This window comes from Marinobacter shunpengi (assembly GCF_045449695.1).
Classification (GTDB): Bacteria; Pseudomonadota; Gammaproteobacteria; order Pseudomonadales; family Oleiphilaceae; genus Marinobacter.
Window position 1 is genome coordinate 184,970 of the sequence record NZ_JBJJKZ010000002.1, and the last position, 21,400, is coordinate 206,369.

15 protein-coding genes are annotated in these 21,400 nt (G+C 60.2%); 13 read left to right on the top strand and 2 right to left on the bottom strand.

Translation table 11 applies throughout. The features are described from left to right. The first annotated feature begins 170 nt into the window (after window positions 1-170). The 12 genes from ACJO2E_RS01250 (at window position 171) to ACJO2E_RS01305 (ending at window position 16,554) form a co-directional block, all read left to right on the top strand. Complete coding sequence (locus ACJO2E_RS01250; protein ID WP_406961101.1) at window positions 171-1,235, top strand: pilus assembly protein PilM; 1,065 nt, start codon at window positions 171-173, stop codon at window positions 1,233-1,235. Continuing rightward, window positions 1,235-1,801 (top strand): PilN domain-containing protein, encoded by a 567-nt coding sequence (locus ACJO2E_RS01255; RefSeq protein ID WP_406961103.1) that lies wholly within the window; start codon window positions 1,235-1,237, stop codon window positions 1,799-1,801. Before ACJO2E_RS01250 ends, ACJO2E_RS01255 begins: the two co-directional genes overlap by 1 nt. After that, window positions 1,798-2,409, top strand: a complete 612-nt coding sequence (locus ACJO2E_RS01260; protein WP_406961105.1) for a type IV pilus inner membrane component PilO — start codon at window positions 1,798-1,800, stop codon at window positions 2,407-2,409. The genes ACJO2E_RS01255 and ACJO2E_RS01260 overlap by 4 nt, the downstream gene beginning before the upstream one ends. Before the next feature lie 2 nt (window positions 2,410-2,411). Continuing rightward, entirely contained in the window at window positions 2,412-2,957 is a 546-nt protein-coding gene (locus ACJO2E_RS01265) for a pilus assembly protein PilP (RefSeq protein ID WP_406961107.1), read from the top strand. A 68-nt stretch (window positions 2,958-3,025) separates the two neighbouring features. Continuing rightward, window positions 3,026-5,095 (top strand): type IV pilus secretin PilQ, encoded by a 2,070-nt coding sequence (locus tag ACJO2E_RS01270; protein WP_406961109.1) that lies wholly within the window; start codon window positions 3,026-3,028, stop codon window positions 5,093-5,095. Between the two features lie 93 nt (window positions 5,096-5,188). Beyond that, window positions 5,189-5,755, top strand: coding sequence for a shikimate kinase AroK (aroK, locus tag ACJO2E_RS01275; protein ID WP_406961111.1), 567 nt, complete (start codon window positions 5,189-5,191; stop codon window positions 5,753-5,755). After that, window positions 5,748-6,836: a 3-dehydroquinate synthase gene (gene aroB / locus ACJO2E_RS01280; protein WP_406961113.1), complete on the top strand. Its 1,089-nt coding sequence runs from the start codon at window positions 5,748-5,750 to the stop codon at window positions 6,834-6,836. Before aroK ends, aroB begins: the two co-directional genes overlap by 8 nt. 29 nt (window positions 6,837-6,865) lie before the next feature. Next, window positions 6,866-8,494, top strand: a complete 1,629-nt coding sequence (locus tag ACJO2E_RS01285; RefSeq protein WP_406961115.1) for an AAA family ATPase — start codon at window positions 6,866-6,868, stop codon at window positions 8,492-8,494. 244 nt (window positions 8,495-8,738) lie between these two features. Further along, on the top strand, window positions 8,739-13,190 hold the full coding sequence (gene gltB, locus ACJO2E_RS01290; RefSeq protein WP_406961117.1) for a glutamate synthase large subunit: 4,452 nt from the start codon (window positions 8,739-8,741) through the stop codon (window positions 13,188-13,190). Window positions 13,191-13,276: 86 nt separating this feature from the next. After that, entirely contained in the window at window positions 13,277-14,695 is a 1,419-nt protein-coding gene (locus ACJO2E_RS01295) for a glutamate synthase small subunit GltD family protein (protein ID WP_406961119.1), read from the top strand. A 156-nt stretch (window positions 14,696-14,851) separates the two neighbouring features. After that, window positions 14,852-15,916 carry a uroporphyrinogen decarboxylase gene (gene hemE, locus ACJO2E_RS01300; RefSeq protein WP_406961121.1) on the top strand — a complete coding sequence of 355 codons (1,065 nt, stop codon included), beginning with the start codon at window positions 14,852-14,854 and terminating at the stop codon, window positions 15,914-15,916. A 263-nt stretch (window positions 15,917-16,179) separates the two neighbouring features. Further along, window positions 16,180-16,554 (top strand): PilZ domain-containing protein, encoded by a 375-nt coding sequence (locus tag ACJO2E_RS01305; RefSeq protein ID WP_406961123.1) that lies wholly within the window; start codon window positions 16,180-16,182, stop codon window positions 16,552-16,554. A gap of 185 nt (window positions 16,555-16,739) precedes the next feature. On the opposite strand, the gene radA is transcribed toward ACJO2E_RS01305, so the two are convergent. Further along, the gene (gene radA, locus ACJO2E_RS01310; protein ID WP_406961125.1) at window positions 16,740-18,116 is read right to left on the bottom strand and encodes a DNA repair protein RadA; all 1,377 of its coding nucleotides are present in this window, start codon (window positions 18,114-18,116) and stop codon (window positions 16,740-16,742) included. A 70-nt stretch (window positions 18,117-18,186) separates the two neighbouring features. Beyond that, window positions 18,187-19,848 (bottom strand): energy-dependent translational throttle protein EttA, encoded by a 1,662-nt coding sequence (ettA, locus tag ACJO2E_RS01315; protein ID WP_406961213.1) that lies wholly within the window; start codon window positions 19,846-19,848, stop codon window positions 18,187-18,189. A gap of 286 nt (window positions 19,849-20,134) precedes the next feature. On the opposite strand from ettA, the gene glyA reads away from it, so the two are divergent. Next, window positions 20,135-21,391, top strand: a complete 1,257-nt coding sequence (gene glyA, locus ACJO2E_RS01320; protein ID WP_406961127.1) for a serine hydroxymethyltransferase — start codon at window positions 20,135-20,137, stop codon at window positions 21,389-21,391. Window positions 21,392-21,400 lie beyond the last annotated feature (9 nt).

Genomic DNA, 21,400 nt, shown 5'->3' on the forward strand with positions numbered 1-21,400 from the left:
CTGCATTGTAGACCTAAAACAGAAGAAATTCTCTTACACAAAAAACATATAAAGGGAACTGCTGCGCAGAATTACAAGAATCAGAGCGTAAAAAGCAGTCAGGCCAGGGTTTTACGGCCGGAGTCTGGCACAATGCCAGGCGCAAGGTTGTCCAGGTATAAGGTGAGCGCGTGTTCGGATTACCAGGTAAAAAATCCAGTACCGTACTGGGTGTGGACGTCAGCTCCAGCTCGGTCAAGTTGCTGGAGCTATCAAAGCAGGGCAGTCGTTACAAGGTGGAGAGCCATGCTGTCGAGCCGCTACCCGTAAACGCTGTCGTTGAGAAGAACATTACCGATGTCGAGGCGGTGGGCGACGCCATCAAGCGGGTCGTCAGCAAGGCCCGTACCGGAGTCAAACAGGCTGCGGTTGCGGTGTCGGGGTCGGCTGTCATCACCAAGGTCATCCAGATGAATGCCGGGCTCAATGAGTTCGAGCTGGAAGACCAGATTGCCCTTGAGGCTGATCAGTATATCCCCTATCCCCTGGATGAGGTCGCCATTGACTTTGAGGTCCAGGGGCCTTCCGAGTCCAATCCCGATCAGGTCGACGTGCTATTGGCGGCGTGCCGCAAGGAGAACGTCGACATCCGTGAGGATGCCCTGGATATTGCCGGCCTGACGGCAAAGATCGTTGATGTGGAAGCCTATGCTCTGGAGCGGGCTTACTCCCTGATTGAGCCCCAACTGGACTCCCATGGTGAGGAGCTGGTGGTTGCCATCGTGGATATCGGCGCCACCATGACCACCCTCAGTGTACTGGCCGGCGGCCAGACGGTTTACACCCGTGAGCAGATTTTCGGGGGCAAGCAGCTGACTGAGGAAATCCAGCGCCGTTACGGGCTTTCGGTAGAGGAAGCCGGCCTGGCGAAGAAACAGGGCGGCCTGCCCGACGACTACGAGACGGAAGTGCTTGAGCCCTTCCGGGAAGCCGTGGTCCAGCAGGTGGCAAGGGCCCTGCAGTTCTTCTTCGGGGCCAGCCAGTACAACGCGGTGGATTACGTTCTCCTTGCCGGCGGCACGGCATCCATACAGGGGCTGGCCGAAATGGTGGAGGAGAAGACCGCGACGTCCACGATTGTGGCAAACCCCTTCTCGGACATGGCAGTAGGCTCCCGGGTGAACGCGTCGGCACTGACCAATGACGCCCCCTCGCTGATGATTGCCTGCGGACTGGCGATGAGGAGCTTTGACTGATGGCCAAGATTAACCTCAGGCCCTGGCGAGAGGAGCTCAGGGCGGAGAAACAGAAACAGTTCGTTACCATGTTGCTGGGGGCCGCCATTGTGGCCGCCGGCCTGGCTTTCCTGTGGAAGACGGACATGGATAACCGGATTGCCTATCAGGAATCCCGCAATGACTACATTGAAGCGGCTTCCCGCAAACTGGACAGCCAGATCAAGGAGATAGAGGAGCTTCGCAAGCGGCGTGAAGAGCTCCTGGCGCGGATGGAAGTGATCCAGGATCTTCAGGGCAAGCGTCCGGTGATTGTACGGGTGTTTGACGAGCTGGTGCGCACCTTGCCGGAAGGTCTCTTTTACACCGACCTGAGCAAGAATGACGATCGTCTGACCATTATCGGTATGGCTGAATCCAACAGCCGTATTGCGACACTGATGCGGAATTTCGAGCGCTCGGAGTGGTTTGCCAACCCCAATCTGAGCAACGTTGCCGCAGCGGACAGTCGTCGGGACGGATATAGTGCCTTCGATCTGTTTGTCAGCCAGACTACGCCAGAACCGGAAGAGGAGAGTGAGCAGTGAGCCTTTCGGACTCCCTCAAGAGTATGAACGACTTTGATATCAATGATCTTGATATCAATAACGCCGGCATCTGGCCCGCACCCATCAAGTTCATTGTGGTCCTGATCATCGTCGGCCTGATTGTCGGCGGTGGTTACTGGTTCTTTATCAAGGACCAGTATGCGCAACTGGAGAAGGTCGAGCGCAAGGAGGCGGAGCTGCGCCAGGAATACGAGCGCAAGGCCTATCAGGTGGCCAACCTGGAGGTCTTCAAGCAGCAGATGGCGGAAATGGAAGAAACCTTCGGCGCTCTGGTACGTCAGCTTCCCAGTGATACCGAAGTTCCCGGGCTGTTGGAGGATATTACCAACACAGCCCTTGGCAGTGGTCTGTCCCTGCAGGAAATTCAGCTTCAGAGCGAAAAGCAGCGTGATTTCTATATTGAGCTGCCGATCAATATCCAGGTCAGTGGTTCCTATCACGAGCTGGCGTCCTTCGTGAGCAGTATCGCGGGTCTGCCCCGGATCGTCACGCTGCACGACTTCACCATTTCACCACGAGGCGGTAACGCGGATCAGCTTGATATGCAGGTTGTCGCCAGAACCTACCGCTACCGGGCTGGAGAGTGAGCATGGCAAGACAGCATGCAATGAAAGCCTGGCTGGGCGTCTGTCTGGCAACCCTGCTTGCCGGATGTACCCAGGGAGGCGATTTTTCGGATCTTGATCGATACATGGAAGAAACCCGGGCCAAGCCGCGGGGCCATGTGGAGCCCCTGCCGGAGTTCCAGGCCTATGAGGCCTTTACCTATTCGGCCGCGGATCGCCGGGCGCCCTTCGAGCCACCGGTGGATGTCCAACTGACCATGCTGGACGACACGCCGGAAAGCACTGTGGAGCCGGACCTGGACAGGCCCAAGGAAGTCCTGGAGAACTACGGGCTCACCGAGCTGGAAATGGTCGGCACATTGACCAGTGCAAACGGCAACCTGTTTGCGTTGATTGAGGACGCAGATGGGGGCATTCACCGGGTTCGCAACGGCAACTACATGGGGGCCAACTATGGCCGCATTGTCGGCATCAGCGAGACCCGGGTTGAGTTGCTGGAAATCGTGCCCAACGGCCAGGGGGGCTGGGTTGAGAGGCCCCGATCCCTGTCGCTGGAAGACGAAGGCTAGGGAGCGGCGCGAAGATGAATACACAAAGAAACAGGCAAGTAACACAAGTTTTGGGGTCGAGGCTAGCGATGTTCAGAAAATTCACGGTATTGATGAGCGCGGCAACTCTGGCGATGGCAGCCGGATTTGCCAATGCGGCAACGCTTCAGGACGTGGAGTTCTCCTCGCTCTCTGGCGACCGCACCGAGGTGGTGCTGAGTTTTGACGAGACACCACCGGAACCCAGGGGGTATACCATTGAGCGTCCGGCCCGGATCGCCATTGACCTCAACGATACCGTCAGCGGTCTGGACAGCCGGAGTATGTCTCTCGGGGATGGCAATACCCAGAGCATGACGGTGGTTGAAACCCAGGACCGTACCCGCCTGATTTTTAACCTGTTGGAACTTACGCCCTACGAGACCGAAGTATCCGGCAATACGCTGATTGTGACCATCGGTGACGGGGGTGGCGCTACCGGTTCGATGGCGTCGGATTCGGCTATGCCCTCTTCCTCCGGCGGCGCCAGTGCATCGGCATCTGAACCGGTTTCCGGCGACGCCATTACTGGCGTGGACTTCCGTCGGGGAGCCGATGGTGAAGGTCGAGTCATTATCGATCTGTCGAACAGCAGCGTTCCGGTTGCGCTCAATGAACAGGGCGGTCGAATCCGCCTGGTCATGGATGGTGCGACAGTGCCGACCAAACTGCGTCGTCGTCTGGACGTCACCGACTTCGCCACGCCGGTCACCCGGGTGGACACTTTCACTGAGGGTGGTGATGCGGTTATCGAGATCCGCCCCCAGGGTGCCTATGACTACCTGGCGTACCAGTCAGGTTCCCGTTTCACCGTCAGTGTGGAAAAACTGACCGAGGAAGAGGCTGAGCGTCGTCAGGAAGAGAAGTTCCCCTACACCGGTGACAAGCTGTCCCTGAACTTCCAGGACATCGAAGTACGCTCGGTGCTGCAGCTGATTGCCGACTTTACCGGCCTGAACCTGGTGGCGAGTGATACCGTATCCGGCAGCATCACCCTGCGTCTGCAGAATGTGCCTTGGGACCAGGCCCTGGAGCTGATCCTGAAAACCAAGGGCCTGGACAAGCGTCAGATTGGCAACGTGCTGCTGGTGGCGCCAGCGGAAGAAATCGCTGCCCGCGAGCGTCTGGAACTGGAGACCAACAAGCAGATTGCCGAACTGGCACCGGTTCGTCTGGAGATCATCCAGGTCAACTACGCAAAGGCCGGGGACATTGTTGGGCTCATTCAGGAGGACGAGGAACTGATTTCTGGTCGCGGCTTTATCTCCTCGGATGTCCGTACCAACACCATCAGTGTGCGAGAGACTGCTGAAAAATTGGAAGAGATCCGTCGCCTGATCAACACCTGGGATATTCCGGTGCGTCAGGTGTCCATCGAAGCCCGTATCGTTCGTGCCCAGACCAATGTGGCTGAAAGCCTGGGGGTCCGCTGGGGTGGTGGTTTCCTTGAAGACGATGGTGACAACACCTGGTTCGGCAGTGGTTCCCTTGAAGGGAATGAAAGTGTCTGGAACGACCAGGAAGTGGTCTATCCGGATGCCCTGGTGGTTGATCTGGGTGTTACCGATGCCGGCGCCTCGTCCTTCGCCATTGGTCTGGGTGGCGACAACTTCCTGGTGGACCTGGAGATCTCAGCCCTGGAAAGTGACGGCAAGGCCGAGCTGGTATCCCAGCCCCGAGTGGTTACCGCGGACCGTCAGACAGCCGTGATCAAGTCCGGTGAAGAGATCCCATATCAGGAGGCCTCTTCCAGCGGTGCGACATCCGTATCCTTCAAGGAAGCGGCCCTGTCCCTGGAAGTGACGCCGCAGATTACGCCGGACAACAAGATCATTATGGATCTTCGCGTCAACCAGGATTCCCGGGGTCAGGAAACGGCGGGTATCCCGAGTATCAATACCAATGAGGTAACGACGCAGGTCCTGGTCGGCAACGGCGAAACCGTGGTGCTTGGCGGCATCTTCCAGTCTGAGGTCGCTACCACCGTGACCAAGACACCGTTGCTGGGTGATATTCCCTTTGTCGGTGCCCTGTTCCGTCGGACGGAGAATGTCAATGAACGCAGCGAACTGTTGATATTCATCACACCCAAGATCATGGAAGGTAACCTGATCGACTAGACGGTTGCGTCACCGGAAAGCCGCCGGGTCATACCGGCGGCTTTTTTGTGTTTGTGGTATTCTCTCGGGCCTGTTCAATCGGGAGTTGAAGCAATGCCGTTACCAAGACGAATCGTGCTGGTCGGCCCCATGGGAGCGGGCAAAAGCACGATCGGTCGCCAACTGGCCCGGGAGCTCGGGTATCACTTCCTGGACTCGGACCGCGTGATTGAAGAGCGGTGCGGGGCTGATATTCCCTGGATATTTGATGTGGAAGGGGAGGCGGGGTTTCGTCAGCGGGAGACGGCCATATTAAAGGAACTGTCCGACACCGGTGCATCGGTACTGGCCACTGGTGGTGGTGCCGTGATGAAAGAGGACAACCACCAATGGCTCAAGCGGGATGCGGTTGTCGTCTACCTCAAGGCGTCTCTCGAGCAACAGTTTGAACGCACGCGTAAGGACCGTAACCGCCCGCTGCTGCAGAACGATGACCCCGAGGCCGTGCTCAGGAAGCTGTTTGAGCTACGGGACCCGATATACTCCCATCTGGCCGATATTGTCATGTTGACGGACGGCAAGAGTCCCAGGCTGGTGGTGCGGCAGATTATCAATCGACTGAATCCAAGGACACCGCGTCAACGGCGCAAGGTCAGGAAAGAGGACAGGAACCATGCCTGAATCGTCCCGGGAACTTCGGGTGGAACTGGGTGACCGAAGCTACCCCATTGTTATCGGTAAAGGGCTGCTGGGGCAGCAGGACCTGACGCCCTATGTGGCCGGAAGCACGGTGATGATCGTGACCAACGCCACCGTCGCGCCCCTGTATCTGGAGCAGGCCCGTAACAGTTTCCCGGGCTGCCAGGTGGATGAAGTAATCCTGCCGGATGGTGAGGCCCACAAGAACTGGGAGACGCTCAACCTGATCTTTGATGCCTTGCTGGAGAAGCGGCATTCCCGCAAGACCACGGTAGTGGCCCTGGGCGGCGGCGTTGTCGGTGATATGGCGGGTTTTGCGGCGGCCTGCTACCAGCGGGGCGTGGATTTCATCCAGGTGCCGACGACGCTGCTCGCCCAGGTGGACTCCTCGGTGGGTGGAAAAACCGGAATCAACCATCCGCTGGGCAAGAATATGGTCGGGGCCTTCCATCAGCCAAAGTGTGTGCTGGTGGACACCGATACCCTGAAAACGCTGCCGCCCCGGGAGATCTCCGCGGGTCTGGCCGAAGTGATCAAGTATGGCCTGATTCGGGAGCCCGGCTTCCTGAACTGGCTTGAGGGCGCCATGCCTGAGCTCATGGGCCTGGATGCCGAGGCGCTGACCGAAGCCATCTACCGGTCATGCGAGTGCAAGGCGGATGTGGTGGCACAGGATGAGCGGGAAGGCGGTTTGCGGGCCATACTGAACCTTGGTCATACCTTTGGTCATGCCATCGAAACCCATGCCGGGTACGGCAACTGGCTTCACGGGGAAGCGGTGGGTGCCGGCATGGTGATGGCGGCGGACCTCTCGGCCCGGCTGGGCAGCATTTCCGACAGCGACAGGCGTCGGGTGGAAGCCATTGTCGCCTCTGCCGGACTGCCCACCGGGATTCCCGGGGGGATGACCGCGGACCATTTCATGGATCTGATGGCGGTGGACAAGAAGAATGTCGACGGCCGCCTGCGCCTGATACTCCTGCGCAGCCTGGGTGAGGCGGAAGTGGTCGATGATTTTTCCTTCGAGGCCCTGACCGATACTTTCTCCGCTTTCTGCCATTGAATCATCGGGTATAGGAGGCGAGTACACCCATGAGCGAAGGACTGACCGGGCTGGAAGCCGGTGGCCTGTTCCCCAGGCTGCAGGAGCGGTACGGATTGCGGGAAGATCCGCTGGCCATGGAGGTGCCTTTCTATGCCGGAGCCCAGCGGCAGCACGCCCTGGAGACCCTGAGGCACCTTTGCGGCTTCGGGGACCTGGCCCTGCTGCTTACCGGAGCCAGGGGGGCGGGCAAGACCCGGCTCCTGGGTGAGCTGGTACGCAGTGAAGGGGGGCGCCTGGAGTTTTTCCGGCTCCATGCGGGCAAGCTGGATTCCCTTGAGTCCCTGGTCCGGGACCTGTACCGGAGTATTGGCCGTCGTCCACCAGACGACGAGTCTGCCCGGGAGGCCCTGGCGGGGTTCTTCACCCTGTCGGAGGAAGCAACCTGCAAGGGTCGGCGTCAGGTGTTACTGCTGGATGACGCTGACCAGGCGTCTCCGGGAGTATTGCGTGCCCTGCTGGATGCTTTCCGGGGAGCAGATCGGTCGCTTGCCGCCGTTCCGGTGTTGGCCGGTTCCGGCGCGCTGCGGGAGCAAATCGGACTGGACGACAACGAGGGACTGGCGGCCAGCGTCCACAGCATCGGCCTGCCCTGGTTTGAGCGGGACGATATCCGCCAGTATCTGGAACCGAGGATTGTAAAGGCGGGAGGCAAGCCATCGGAACTGCTGTCGGCACACCGGCTGGAGCAGTTGACGGCCCTGTCGCAGGGGAGTCCCGGTCGGTTGCAGCGTGTGGCCCATGGGGTCTGGCTGGATATCGCCTCGATGCCGCGTCGGGGCCCGGGTTCGGGACTTGGACGTCTTGCCGGGGCCGGGCGCTGGGTGGCCCTGGCGCTTGTGTTGCTGGTAGGGTCCTGGTGGTTTATGGCCAACCGGTACGATGAGGCGGTTGATGTCGACATGTCCGGTAACGAGCCAAAACCTGAACCGACCCGCGCTATCGTGACCGTGGGGCCGGAAAACGCCAGTGGTAATGATCGTAACGCGACAGTACCGCAGGCGACCGATGGGGGCGATTCCGCACCGTCGGTTGCGACAGCCGCAGATCCGGCTACAGTGCCTGATACACTTGACGAAAGTGCCCCGGAAACCTTGCCTGCTCCAGAGCCAGAGCCAGAGCCAGAGCCAGAGCCAGAGCCAGAGCCAGAGCCAGAGCCAGAGCCAGAGCCAGAGCCAGAGCCAGAGCCAGAGCCAGAGCCAGAGCCAGAGCCAGAGCCAGAGCCAGAGCCAGAGCCAGAGCCAGAGCCAGAGCCAGAGCCAGAGCCAGAGCCAGAGCCAGAGCCAGAGCCAGAGCCAGAGCCCAGTGCCGAACAGGTTCAGCCTTTTGTAGCGTCCATGCCGGAACGGTTTGTGCCCAGGGAAGAGGTTCATGCCACAACGGGCTATACCGCCCAACTGGTGGCGGGTTACGAAGAGCAGACGGCCATGACATTCATTCGCCGGTATCCGGAACTTCCGGGGCTGCGTTACACTCGAAGTCAGAGAAACGGGCGAAACTGGTTTGTTGTCTATCTCGGCCAGTTCGACAGTCGGGAGGCAGCGCGCGCTTCCATCGCGGATCTGCCGTCATCGATACGCTCCCAGCAGCCCTGGATCAGGGTACGGGAAGAGATCTGAAAGGCGCCGCGAGCGCCTTTTTTTATGACGTGAAATACAGGGTGGTTAATGGTGCGCCAGCGGTAGCTGTCTGACTTACCTCGTGAATTTCCCGTAGAGGGCGCGAGGTTGGCACTATATTTGTTTGTATAGGTATTTCCACGAGTGTAAAATAGCCAGCCCTTTTTTTCAGTGTCAGCGAAAGGGTAGGTCGAATGAGAACCTAAATCGCTGACAGAAAAGCATTTTATGCGAGAGAACGCTTATGATGACAGGTTTGTATCATCCCGATGAATTCAGGGACAACTGCGGCTTTGGTCTGATCGCGCACATGAAGGGCGAGGCCAGCCACAAGTTGTTGCAAACTGCCATCGAGTCGCTGACCTGCATGACCCACCGTGGTGGCATCGCAGCAGACGGCAAGACCGGTGATGGATGTGGCCTTCTCATCCAGAGCCCCGATGGTTTCCTTCGCAAGGCGGCACAGGCCGCCTTTGGCAAACAGCCCGGCAATCTCTTTGCGGTGGGCCAGATCTTTCTCAGTCCGGAAGAGGCCAGGGCTGAGGCCGGTCGTAAGGCCATTGAACAGCGGTTGACCGCCCGTGGCCTGGAAATCCTGGGCTGGCGTAAGGTACCCACAGATCCGTCCTGCCTGGGTCCCATGGCCCAGGACTGCCTGCCGTGGATCGAACAGGTATTCGTGGTGCCGGGTAAGGAGCAGAACGAGCGGCAGTTTGCCATCGACCTGTTTGTCGGCCGTCGTCTGGCCGAACGTGACATGGCGGAGGATGAGGAGTTCTACATCTGCAGCCTGTCCCACAAGACCCTGTCCTATAAGGGTCTGATGATGCCGGCGGACCTGACCCGGTTCTATCCGGATCTTGGTGATCCGGATCTGGAGACGGCGATCTGTGTGTTCCACCAGCGCTTCTCCACCAATACCATGCCCAAGTGGCCACTGGCCCAGCCGTTCCGTTACCTGGCCCATAACGGTGAGATCAACACCATCTCCGGTAACCGTAACTGGGCGCTGGCCCGTGCCGCCAAGTTCGAAGCCCCCGATCTGCCTGACCTGCAGACCCTGCAGCCCCTGGTGAACCTCACCGGCTCCGACTCGTCCAGCATGGACAATATGCTGGAAGTGTTGCTGGCTGGCGGTGTGGACCTGTTCCGGGCAGCGCGGATGATGATCCCGCCGGCGTGGCAGAACGTGGACACAATGGATTCGGAACTGCGGGCGTTCTACGAATACAACTCCATGCACATGGAGCCCTGGGATGGCCCTGCGGGGCTGGTGCTGTCCGATGGCCGCCATGCCGTCTGTATGCTGGACCGTAATGGTCTGCGTCCGGCGCGCTGGGTGATCACCAAGGACGACTTCATCACCCTGGCGTCCGAGATCGGCACATACAGCTACAAGCCCGAAGATGTCGTGGCCAAGGGCCGTGTCGGCCCGGGCCAGATGCTGGCGGTGGACACCGAGAGCGGCGAGGTGCTGCACACCCGGGATATCGACCAGCGCCTGAAGAGTGCCCAGCCCTACAAGAAATGGCTGCGTGAAAACGGCCTGCGGGTGGAGTCCACCCTGAATACCGCCACGCCGGAATTCAGGCTGATGGACAATGACGAACTCCAGGTGCATCAGAAGATGTACATGGTCACCTATGAAGAGCGTGACCAGGTGTTGCGTCCACTGGCGGAAAATGGTCAGGAGGCCGTCGGTTCCATGGGTGACGACACTCCCATGGCGGTACTGTCCAGCAAGGTTCGCCACGTTGCCGATTATTTCCGCCAGAAGTTCGCCCAGGTCACCAACCCGGCCATCGACCCACTGCGTGAGGCGGTGGTCATGTCCCTGGAGACCTGCCTTGGTGCCGAACAGAACGTTTTCGAGGAGACCGCCGGCCACGCCAACCGGATTATCCTGACCACGCCCGTGCTGTCGCCGGCCAAGTTCCTGCGCATCGAGGGCAATGACCGCCCGGGCTTCGAAGTCGCCAAGATCCGTCTGAGCTACACACCGGAGCGGGGGCTTGAAAACGGCGTTCGTGACATTTGCGAGGCTGCCGAAAAGGCCGTCCTTGACGGCAAGGTGCTGTTGATCCTGTCGGACAAGGACCTCAAGGAAGGTGAACTGCCCGTCAACAGCCTGATGGCCACCGGCGCTGTCCACCATTACCTGGTGGATAAGGGGCTGCGTTGCGACTCAAATATCATCGTGGAAACCGGCTGGGCCCGTGATCCGCACCATTTCGCGGTGCTGTTCGGCTTTGGCGCCACTGCGGTCTATCCGTACCTCGCCTACCAGGTCATCAACGACCTGATCCGTACCGGCGAGATGCTGATGGACCCCATCGACGCCAAGAACAACTACCGCAAGGGCATCAACAAGGGGCTGCTGAAGATCCTGTCCAAGATGGGGATCTCCACCATTACCTCCTACCGGGGTGCCCAGCTGTTTGAGGCGGTGGGTGTTGCCGATGATGTGGTAGACCTGTGCTTTAGGGGCGTGCCCAGCCGTATCCAGGGGGCGACCTTCTTTGATTTCCAGCAGGACCAGGAGCAACTGGCGGCCACGGCCTGGAAGCGTCGCAAGTCCATCACCCAGGGCGGTCTGCTCAAGTATGTCCATGGTCAGGAATACCATGCCTTCAACCCGGATGTGGTAAGCACCCTGCAGGATGCGGTCACCAGTGGCGACTACGGGCAATACCAGGAATACGCTGGCCTGGTGAACAGCCGTCCGGTGTCCACCCTCCGTGACCTGCTGGCCTTCCGAAACGACATCGACCCGGTGGACATCACCGAGGTGGAGCCGGTGGAGAACATCTTCCCGCGCTTTGACTCGGCGGCCATGTCCCTCGGCGCCCTGTCGCCGGAGGCCCACGAAGCCCTGGCGGTTGCCATGAACACCCTCGGAGGTCGTTCCAACTCCGGTGAGGGGGGCGAAGATCCGGCCCGCTATGGCACCGAGAAACGTTCCAAGATCAAGCAGGTGGCCTCCGGTCGCTTTGGTGTCACCGCAGAGTACCTGCGTAGCGCCGATGTCATGCAGATCAAGGTGGCACAGGGCGCCAAGCCCGGCGAGGGCGGCCAGTTGCCGGGGGGCAAAGTCAATGCCCTGATCGCGCGCCTACGCTACTCGGTGCCCGGTGTCACCCTGATTTCACCGCCGCCGCACCATGACATCTACTCCATCGAGGACCTGGCGCAGCTGATCTTTGATCTCAAGCAGGTCAATCCGAAGGCGCTGGTATCCGTGAAGCTGGTGTCCGAGCCGGGTGTTGGCACCATTGCCGCCGGTGTCGCCAAGGCCTACGCCGACCTGATCACCGTGTCAGGCTATGACGGTGGCACCGCCGCCAGCCCGCTGACCTCCATCCGCTACGCCGGTTCCCCCTGGGAGCTTGGCCTGAGCGAGACCCAGCAGGCCCTGCGGGCCAACGACCTGCGGGGCAAGATCCGCCTGCAGACCGATGGTGGCATCAAGACCGGCCTGGATGTGGTCAAGGCCGCCATCCTGGGGGCCGAGAGCTTCGGCTTCGGTACCACGCCGATGGTCGCCCTGGGCTGTAAGTACCTGCGGATCTGCCACCTGAACAATTGCGCCACCGGCGTGGCCACCCAGGACGATCACCTGCGGGAAGAGCACTTCAAGGGCACGGTGGAGATGGCCATGAACTTCTTCCGCTTCGTGGCGGAGGAAACCCGGGAATGGATGGCGAAACTGGGTGTTCGCAACCTGGAGGAACTGGTGGGTCGCGTCGACCTTCTGGAGCGCCTGCCCGGCGACACCGAGCGTCAGAAGCGGCTGGATCTGAGCCACCTGCTGCAGAACGACCATATTCCGGCGAACAAGCCCCAGACCTGCCAGGTGGAGCGCAACCACCCGTTTGACGAAGGGGCCCTGGCAGAGCGTATGGTGTCGGAAACCGCCGACGCCATCGCGAACAAAAAAGGCGGCACCTGGGAGTTCACGGTGACCAACTGTGACCGCTCCATTGGTGCCCGCCTGTCCGGCGAGATTGCCCAGGTCCACGGTAACCAGGGCATGATGGACAGCCCCATCGTACTCAACCTGACCGGTACCGCTGGCCAGAGCTTTGGTGTCTGGAACGTGGGTGGCCTGCACATGCATCTGGAAGGGGATGCCAATGACTACGTGGGCAAAGGCATGACCGGCGGCAAGCTGGTGGTCCGCCCGCCCCGGGCAAGCACCTTCAAGTCCCAGGAGACCGCCATCGTCGGCAACACCTGCCTGTACGGTGCCACCGGCGGCAAGCTGTTCGCCGCCGGAACCGCCGGTGAGCGCTTTGGCGTCCGCAACTCCGGGGCCCACGCCGTGGTTGAGGGGGCCGGTGATCACTGTTGTGAATACATGACCGGCGGCCTGGTGGCCGTACTCGGCAGTACCGGGTACAACTTCGGGGCCGGCATGACGGGCGGTTTTGCCTATGTGCTGGACCAGGACAACACCTTCGTGGACAAGTACAACCATGAACTGGTGGAGATCCAGCGGATATCCAGCGAGGACATGGAGCCCTACCGGAATCACCTGCGCGGCGTGATCACCGAGCATGTGGATGAAACCGGCAGTGAGTGGGCCCGCCATATCCTTGAAAATTTCGACGACTACGTTGGCCGTTTCTGGCTGGTGAAGCCCAAGGCCGCCAGCCTCAAGAGCCTGCTGGCCAGCACCCGGGCGCGACCGGAGTAAGAGGTCCGTCCGAATGACCGTAGTCAGTGGCCGCCCCTGCCGGGCAGGGGCGAGCCCGTCGAGATCACGATGATGAGAGCGTCACGATGAAAGAACGACTGAACAACGATTTCCAGTTTGTGCAGGTAGGCCGTATCGACCCGAAGAAGGTGCCCGCCAGCAAACGTCGCAAGAACTTCGGCGAGATCTACTACCAGTTCGAGCCGGTGGATGCCAGCAGTCAGGCGCACCGGTGCCTGGAGTGCGGCAATCCCTATTGCGAGTGGAAGTGCCCGGTTCACAACTACATTCCCAACTGGCTGAAGCTGGTCTCCGAAGGCAATATCATGCGGGCCGTGGAGCTGTGCCACCAGACCAACTCCCTGCCGGAAGTCTGTGGTCGTGTGTGCCCCCAGGATCGTCTCTGCGAAGGTGCCTGTACCTTGAATGATGGCTACGGGGCTGTGACTATTGGCTCGGTGGAGAAGTACATCACCGATACCGCCTTTGCCCTGGGCTGGAAGCCGGACATGTCCGGTGTCAAATGGACCGACAAGAAGGTGGCGGTCATTGGCGCTGGGCCTGCGGGCCTGGGCTGCGCGGATATTCTGGTGCGCAATGGCGTCAAGCCGGTGGTATTCGACCGGTATCCGGAAATTGGCGGCCTGCTGACCTTCGGTATCCCCGAGTTCAAGCTGGAGAAGACCGTCATGACCCGCCGGCGCCAGGTATTCGAGGAGATGGGCGTGGAGTTCCGCCTGGAGACCGAGGTGGGTAAGGACGTCCAGTTGCAGGACATCATCAATGACTATGATGCCGTTTTCATGGGCATGGGTACCTACACCTACATGAAGGGCGGTTTCCCCGGTGAGGAGCTGGATGGCGTCCATGACGCACTGCCGTTCCTGGTATCCAATGTGAATCGTCGTCTCGGATTCGAGAGCGATCCGGGCGAGTTCATCGACATGAAGGGCAAGCGTGTTGTGGTGCTCGGTGGTGGTGACACCGCCATGGACTGCAACCGCACCTCCATCCGTCAGCAGGCGGCCAGCGTCACCTGTGCCTACCGCCGGGATGAGGAGAACATGCCGGGTTCCCGCCGTGAGGTGGCGAATGCCAAGGAAGAGGGTGTGAAGTTCCTCTTTAACCGTCAGCCCATCGCCATCATCGGCGAAGACCGGGTTGAAGGTGTCAAGGTGGTACAGACCAAGCTTGGTGAGCCGGACGAAAATGGCCGCCGTCGCCCTGAAGTGGTTCCGGGCAGTGAGGAAGTCATTCCGGCCGATGCGGTGCTGGTCGCCTTTGGTTTCCGTCCCAGCCCCGCGGACTGGTTTGACGAGCTGAAAGTGAACACCGATGACTCCGGCCGTGTAAGCGCGCCTGAAGAAGCGGAGTTCGCCTTCCAGACCACTAACCCCAAGATCTTTGCCGGTGGTGATATGGTGCGAGGCTCCGATCTGGTGGTGACCGCGATCTGGGAAGGCCGGGAGGCCGCCGAGGGTATCCTCGACTACCTGGATGTCTGATCGAATCGTCATCTGATTCGTATCAAGAGGGCGGCACCGTTCAACGGGCCGCCCTTTTTTATTGTGGCAAACACGTTATCATTGCCGCCTGCTTGAACATTATCCAGCTTACGGGATCGCTTACCCGGCCAGACACTTGCCCAATCAGGAATCATTATGAGCGAACTGAAGAACGACCGTTTCCTCCGCGCCCTTATGCGTCAGCCTGTCGATCGCACCCCGGTCTGGATGATGCGCCAGGCGGGCCGTTACCTGCCGGAATACCGGGCCACTCGTGCGCAGGCCGGTGATTTCCTGAGCCTCTGCAAGAATACGCCCCTGGCCTGCGAGGTAACCCTGCAGCCACTGGAGCGTTTCCCCCTGGATGCGGCGATCCTGTTCTCGGATATCCTGACCATTCCCGATGCGATGGGGCTGGGGCTGTACTTCGAGACCGGGGAGGGCCCCAAGTTCCGGAACGTGATTCGTTCGGAGGCGGATGTGGCGGCGTTGCCGTCCCTCAAAGCCGAGGTGGATCTGGATTATGTGATGAATGCGGTGTCGACCATCCGTGGCGCCCTCAACGGCAGTGTACCGTTGATCGGGTTCTCCGGAAGCCCCTGGACCCTGGCCACTTACATGATCGAGGGCGGTTCCTCCAAGGATTTCCGGGAGGCCAAGAAGCTGATGTACGGCCAGCCGGAGGTGATGCACCGTCTGCTGGATCATCTGGCGGACTCGGTGATCGACTACCTCAATGGTCAGATTCGGGCCGGTGCCCAGGCGGTGCAGATTTTCGATACCTGGGGAGGGGTGCTGAGTAGCTGGGCCTATCAGGAGTTCTCCCTGGCCTATATGAAGAAGATTGCGGATGGCCTGATTCGTGAGAACGATGGTCGCCGGGTGCCATTGATTATCTTCACCAAGAATGGCGGCCAGTGGCTGGAGTCCATGGCGGAGTCTGGCGCGGATGCCCTGGGGCTGGACTGGACCACGGATATTGGCCGTGCCCGGGCCCGGGTCGGGGATCAGGTGGCCCTGCAGGGCAATATGGATCCGGCTATGCTGTATGCGCCCAAGGAGCGCATCCGTGAGGAGGTGGCGGATATCCTGAAGCGTTATGGGTCCGGCACCGGTCATATCTTCAATCTGGGACACGGGATTACGCCGGATGTGGATCCGGAGCATGCGGGGGCGTTTATTGAGGCGGTTGTCGAATTGAGTGGGGAGTATCACCGCTAGACTTGTGGATATATGTAGGACTGATAGTTGGGTGCCGGTCGGGATCAGGTCGATAACCTTTTCCCGGACACGCCCCACAAGTACATCCCTGTAGGGCTCGACGGTCCGGGAAAAGGTTCTCAACCTGCTCCCTTTACTGACTTCCCATATAACTCCCATCCGTAATGCCATTCATGCGATTGACTCAGGGGCAAATGACTAGTGGAACCCGGGGATAGACAGGTCTATAGTCAGGGAAAAGGCAAGAAAATGGACGTGGGAGAATGGAATTGGACGATAACACCCCCGAAAAACGTCGTTTTCAGCGAATCCAGTTTGATGCGCCCTGCGAGATTTACTGGCAGGACGATATGCAAACGGCTGAAGTGCTGGATATTTCCCTGAAAGGCGCTTTAGTCAGTCGCCCCGCCGGCTGGGCCGCGTCCGAGGGTGAGCCCTGCGAGTTGACTATCCATCTGAACGACCATGAAAGTGCCATCGTCATGGCTGTGACCCTGCGTCACCTGGAACCGGACCGGTTGGGGTTCAAGATTGAATATATCGACCTGGAAAGCGCGTCCCATCTAAAACGGCTGGTGGAATTGAACCTTGGGGACGCTGAGCTTCTGGAGCGCGAGCTTTCCCATCTCATTGAGTAGCCACTCGGCGATAACTGCAAAGTATGATGCTGACAGGTTGGTGCCTCTTTCCCGGACCTTCGAAAACATGGACGTTTTCGAAGAGCCTACAGGGATGTATTCACGGCGTGTCCGGGAAAGAGGCACCGACCTGGCGGCCAGACTCAATATTCGCAGGCTACGTAACCAGCGTCCGATCTGATTCTTCAAAGCTCCTCAAGCGCCGTCAAAGCATCACTCAATTTGGTCACCGGAATCACCTTCATCCCCTCAATGGCCTTCCTCGGCGCGTTGGCCTTGGGCACCAGCGCGCGGGTAAAGCCGTGCTTGGCCGCCTCGTAAATCCGTTCCTGGCCTGAGGGGACGGGGCGGATCTCGCCGGACAGGCCGACTTCTCCGAAGATGACCAGATCCTGGGGCAGGGCGCGGTCGCGGAAGGACGACACAATGGCCGCCAGCAGGGCCAGGTCGGCACTGGTCTCCGCCACCTTGACGCCGCCGACCACGTTGACGAACACATCCTGATCCGCCACATGCATACCGCCATGGCGATGTAAGACGGCCAACAACATGGCCAGTCGGTTCTGGTCCAGGCCGACGGCCACGCGACGTGGATAGCTGCCCTGTGCCATGTCCACCAGGGCCTGTATCTCCACCAGCATGGGGCGGGTACCTTCCCAGACCACCATTACCACACTGCCCGGGGCAGCGTCCTCGCCCCGGTTGAGGAAAATGGCGCTGGGGTTTTTCACTTCCTTCAGGCCCTGTTCCAGCATGGCAAAGACGCCCAGCTCGTTAACCGCGCCGAAGCGGTTCTTGATGCCCCGTAGCGTGCGGTAACGGCTGTCGCTGGAGCCTTCCAGCAGGATCGAGCAGTCGATCATATGCTCCAGCACCTTGGGGCCGGCCAGGCTGCCGTCCTTGGTGACATGGCCCACCAGGAACAGGATGGTGCCGGTCTGCTTGGCAAAGCGGGTCAGATAGGCGGCGCTTTCCCGTACCTGGGACACGGAGCCAGGGGCGGATTCGATGTCCGCTACGTGCATCACCTGGATACTGTCCACCACCAGGATCTTTGGTTTCTCCGCTTCTGCCACCTGCATGAGTCGTTCGACACTGGTTTCCGACAGCATCTTGAGATCCTTGGTGGGCACGCCCAGACGCTTGGCCCGCATGGCGACTTGTTGCAGGGATTCCTCGCCGGTGACATAGAGCGCCGGTGTCTTCTCTGCCAGGTGGCACACTGCCTGTAGCAGCAGGGTACTCTTGCCCGCGCCGGGATGGCCGCCCATCAGGACCGCAGAGCCTTCCACCAGCCCCCCGCCCAGGACCCGGTCGAATTCCTGCATCCCCGTGCTGATGCGAGGCTGCTCAGCCAGGCTGACCTCATCCAGGCTCTGTACGGCGGACAGGCTGCCGGCAAAACCCTCAAAGCGGGCGCCGCGGGCACCCCTATTGCCGCCACCGACACCGCGAACCTCGCTGATGGTGTTCCAGGCCTGGCAGGCAGTGCATTGGCCCTGCCATTTGGAGTAGTCGGCGCCGCATTCGGTGCAGACAAAAGCGGTTTTTGCTTTGGCCATAGGTCTTGGATTCTATCGGAAGGGAAGAGACAAAAAGGGCCGGGTCCATGCGGAGCCGGCCCGGACAGCCTTACGCCAGCTTCTTGTACTTCATCCGCTGGGGCACCATGGCGGAATCACCCTTGCGCTTCTTGTGATCCTCGTCGTACTCGCTGAAGTTGCCCTCGAAGTAGACCACCTCGCCGTCGTCCTCGAACGCCAGGATGTGGGTGGCCACCCGGTCCAGGAACCAGCGGTCGTGGGAGATCACCAGGGCGGAGCCCGGGAAGTTGAGCAGGGCTTCCTCCAGGGCGCGGAGGGTTTCCACGTCCAGGTCGTTGGTGGGCTCATCCAGCAACAGCACGTTGCCGCCCTGCTTGAGCAGCTTGGCCAGGTGCAGGCGGTTGCGTTCGCCGCCGGACAGGTCGCCAACCCGCTTCTGCTGGTCGCTGCCCTTGAAGTTGAAGCGGCCCACGTAGGCGCGGGAAGGTGTCTCGTAGTTGCCGATCTTGATGATGTCGTTGCCATCGGACAGCTCTTCCCAGACGGTCTTGCTGCCATCCAGGTCGCGCATCTGGTCCACGTAGGCCAGTTCCACGGTTTCACCCACCACGATCTCGCCGGAATCCGGCTTGTCGTAGCCGGCGATCATCTTGAACAGGGTGGACTTACCCGCCCCGTTGCCACCGATGATGCCGACTATCGCTCCCGGCGGTACGCGAAATGACACGTCTTCGTATAGCAGGCGATCATCGAAGGACTTGCTGATGCCGTCCACCTCGATCACCTTGTCGCCCAGGCGCGGGCCGGGTGGGATATAGAGTTCGTTGGTCTCGTTGCGCTTCTGGAATTCCTGGGAGCTCATTTCCTCGAAGCGGGCCAGGCGGGCCTTGCTCTTGGACTGGCGGCCCTTGGCGTTACTGCGCACCCACTCCAGTTCCTGCTTGACGGCTTTCTGGTGGGAAGCTTCCTGCTTGGCTTCCATTTCCAGGCGTTTTTCCTTGTTCTCCAGCCATTGACTGTAGTTGCCCTCGAAGGGGATGCCGTGGCCCCGGTCCAGTTCCAGGATCCAGCCGGCGACGTTATCCAGGAAGTAACGGTCGTGGGTGATGGCCACCACGGTGCCGCTGTAGTCGTGGAGGAAGCGTTCCAGCCAGGCCACGGATTCCGCGTCCAGGTGGTTGGTGGGCTCGTCCAGCAACAGCATGTCCGGGCTGGACAGCAGCAGGCGGCACAGGGCGACCCGGCGACGCTCACCCCCGGAGAGGTTGGCGACATTCTGGTCCCATGGCGGCAGGCGCAGGGCGTCGGCGGCCACTTCCATCTTGCGTTCAATGTCATGGCCGTCGGTGGCCTGGATATACGCTTCCAGCTCACCCTGACGCTTCGCCAGGGCATCGAAGTCCGCATCGGGCTCGGCGTAGTCCGCATACACCTGGTCCAGCGCCGCCAGGGCATCGTGAACGCCGGAGACGGCTTCGTCGACGATCTCTTTCACTGTCTTGGCGTCGTCCAGTTCCGGTTCCTGGGGCAGGTAGCCCACGTTGATGCCAGGCTGGGGGCGGGCTTCGCCGATGTAATCCTGGTCCACTCCGGCCATAATGCGGAGCAGGGTGGACTTACCGGCCCCGTTGAGGCCGAGGACGCCGATCTTGGCGCCGGGGAAGAAACTCAGGGAAATGTCTTTGAGGATCTCGCGCTTGGGCGGAACCACCTTGCCCACGCGGTTCATGGTGTAGACGTATTGGGCCATGTTGGCAGAGTCCTTCTTCTGGATCAGGAAATTCATCGCTGAAGGCACGGAAAGTGTCCGGCAAAGGGCCGTGACTCCTTCAGCTGAAGCAATCAAGTATTGACCGGCTAAGGTATCTAAACCGCCCGGGGATAGCAATGTAACCGGCGGTGTGTCGGTATCCCCGCACGGTATAAAGGATGATTTTTTACCCGCTTTCGAGATAGAATAGCGGCCCAATTTTCCAGGGGTTCCGGAGCCTTCGGGTCTTGTCCGGGCCAGCCATACAGACAGGGGCAGCACATCCATGTTCAATCGTGATATGAAAATTGCCGGTTTCGATGATGAACTCTGGAACGCCATGCAGGCGGAAGAGAAGCGCCAGGAGGCGCACATCGAGTTGATCGCGTCGGAAAACTACACCAGCCCGCGGGTGATGGAAGCCCAGGGCAGTGTGCTGACCAACAAGTACGCCGAAGGCTATCCGGGCAAGCGTTACTACGGTGGCTGTGAGTTCGTGGATATTGCCGAGGAACTGGCCATCGACCGCGCCAAGGAACTGTTTGGCGCTGCCTATGCCAATGTGCAGCCCCACTCCGGCTCCCAGGCCAACGCCGCTGTCTTCATGGCCCTGCTCAAGCCGGGCGACACCGTGCTGGGCATGAGCCTGGCCCATGGCGGTCACCTGACTCATGGCGCTACCGTCAACTTCTCCGGCAAGATCTACAACGCCGTCCAGTATGGTATCGACAATGATACCGGTCTCATCGACTACGATGAGGTTGAGGCGATGGCCATTGAGCACAAGCCGAAGATGATCATCGCCGGCTTCTCTGCCTATTCCCAGGAGCTGGATTTCGCCCGTTTCCGTGAGATCGCCGACAAGGTGGGTGCCTACCTGTTCGTGGATATGGCCCACGTCGCCGGTCTGGTGGCGGCCGGTGTCTATCCGGACCCGGTGCCCCATGCCCATGTGGTTGCCACCACTACCCACAAGACCCTGCGGGGGCCCCGAGGCGGTTTGATCCTGGCCTGTGATGACGAGGGCCTGCAGAAGAAACTGAACTCCTCGGTATTTCCTGGTGGCCAGGGTGGTCCGTTGATGCATGTGATCGCCGCCAAGGCCTTGTGTTTCAAGGAAGCTATGAGCGACGAGTTCAAGGCGTATCAGCAGCAGGTGGTCAAGAATGCTGTCGCCATGGCCGAGGTCTTCATCGAGCGTGGCTTCGATGTGGTCTCCGGTGGCACCAAAAACCACCTGTTCCTGCTGAGCCTGATCAAGCAGGACATCACAGGGAAAGATGCGGACGCCGCCCTGGGTCGCGCCCACATCACCGTGAACAAGAATGCGGTACCCAACGACCCACGTTCTCCCTTTGTCACCTCCGGTCTGCGCATCGGCACCCCGGCCGTGACCACCCGTGGTTTCGGTGAGTCCGAGTGCCGTGAGTTGGCCGGCTGGATGTGTGACATCCTGGATGATCTCGAGAACGAGAGCGTCATCAACCGGGTGCGCGAACAGGTGGAAGCCCTGTGCGCGCGTTTCCCGGTCTATGCCGGCTGAGGCCAGGCC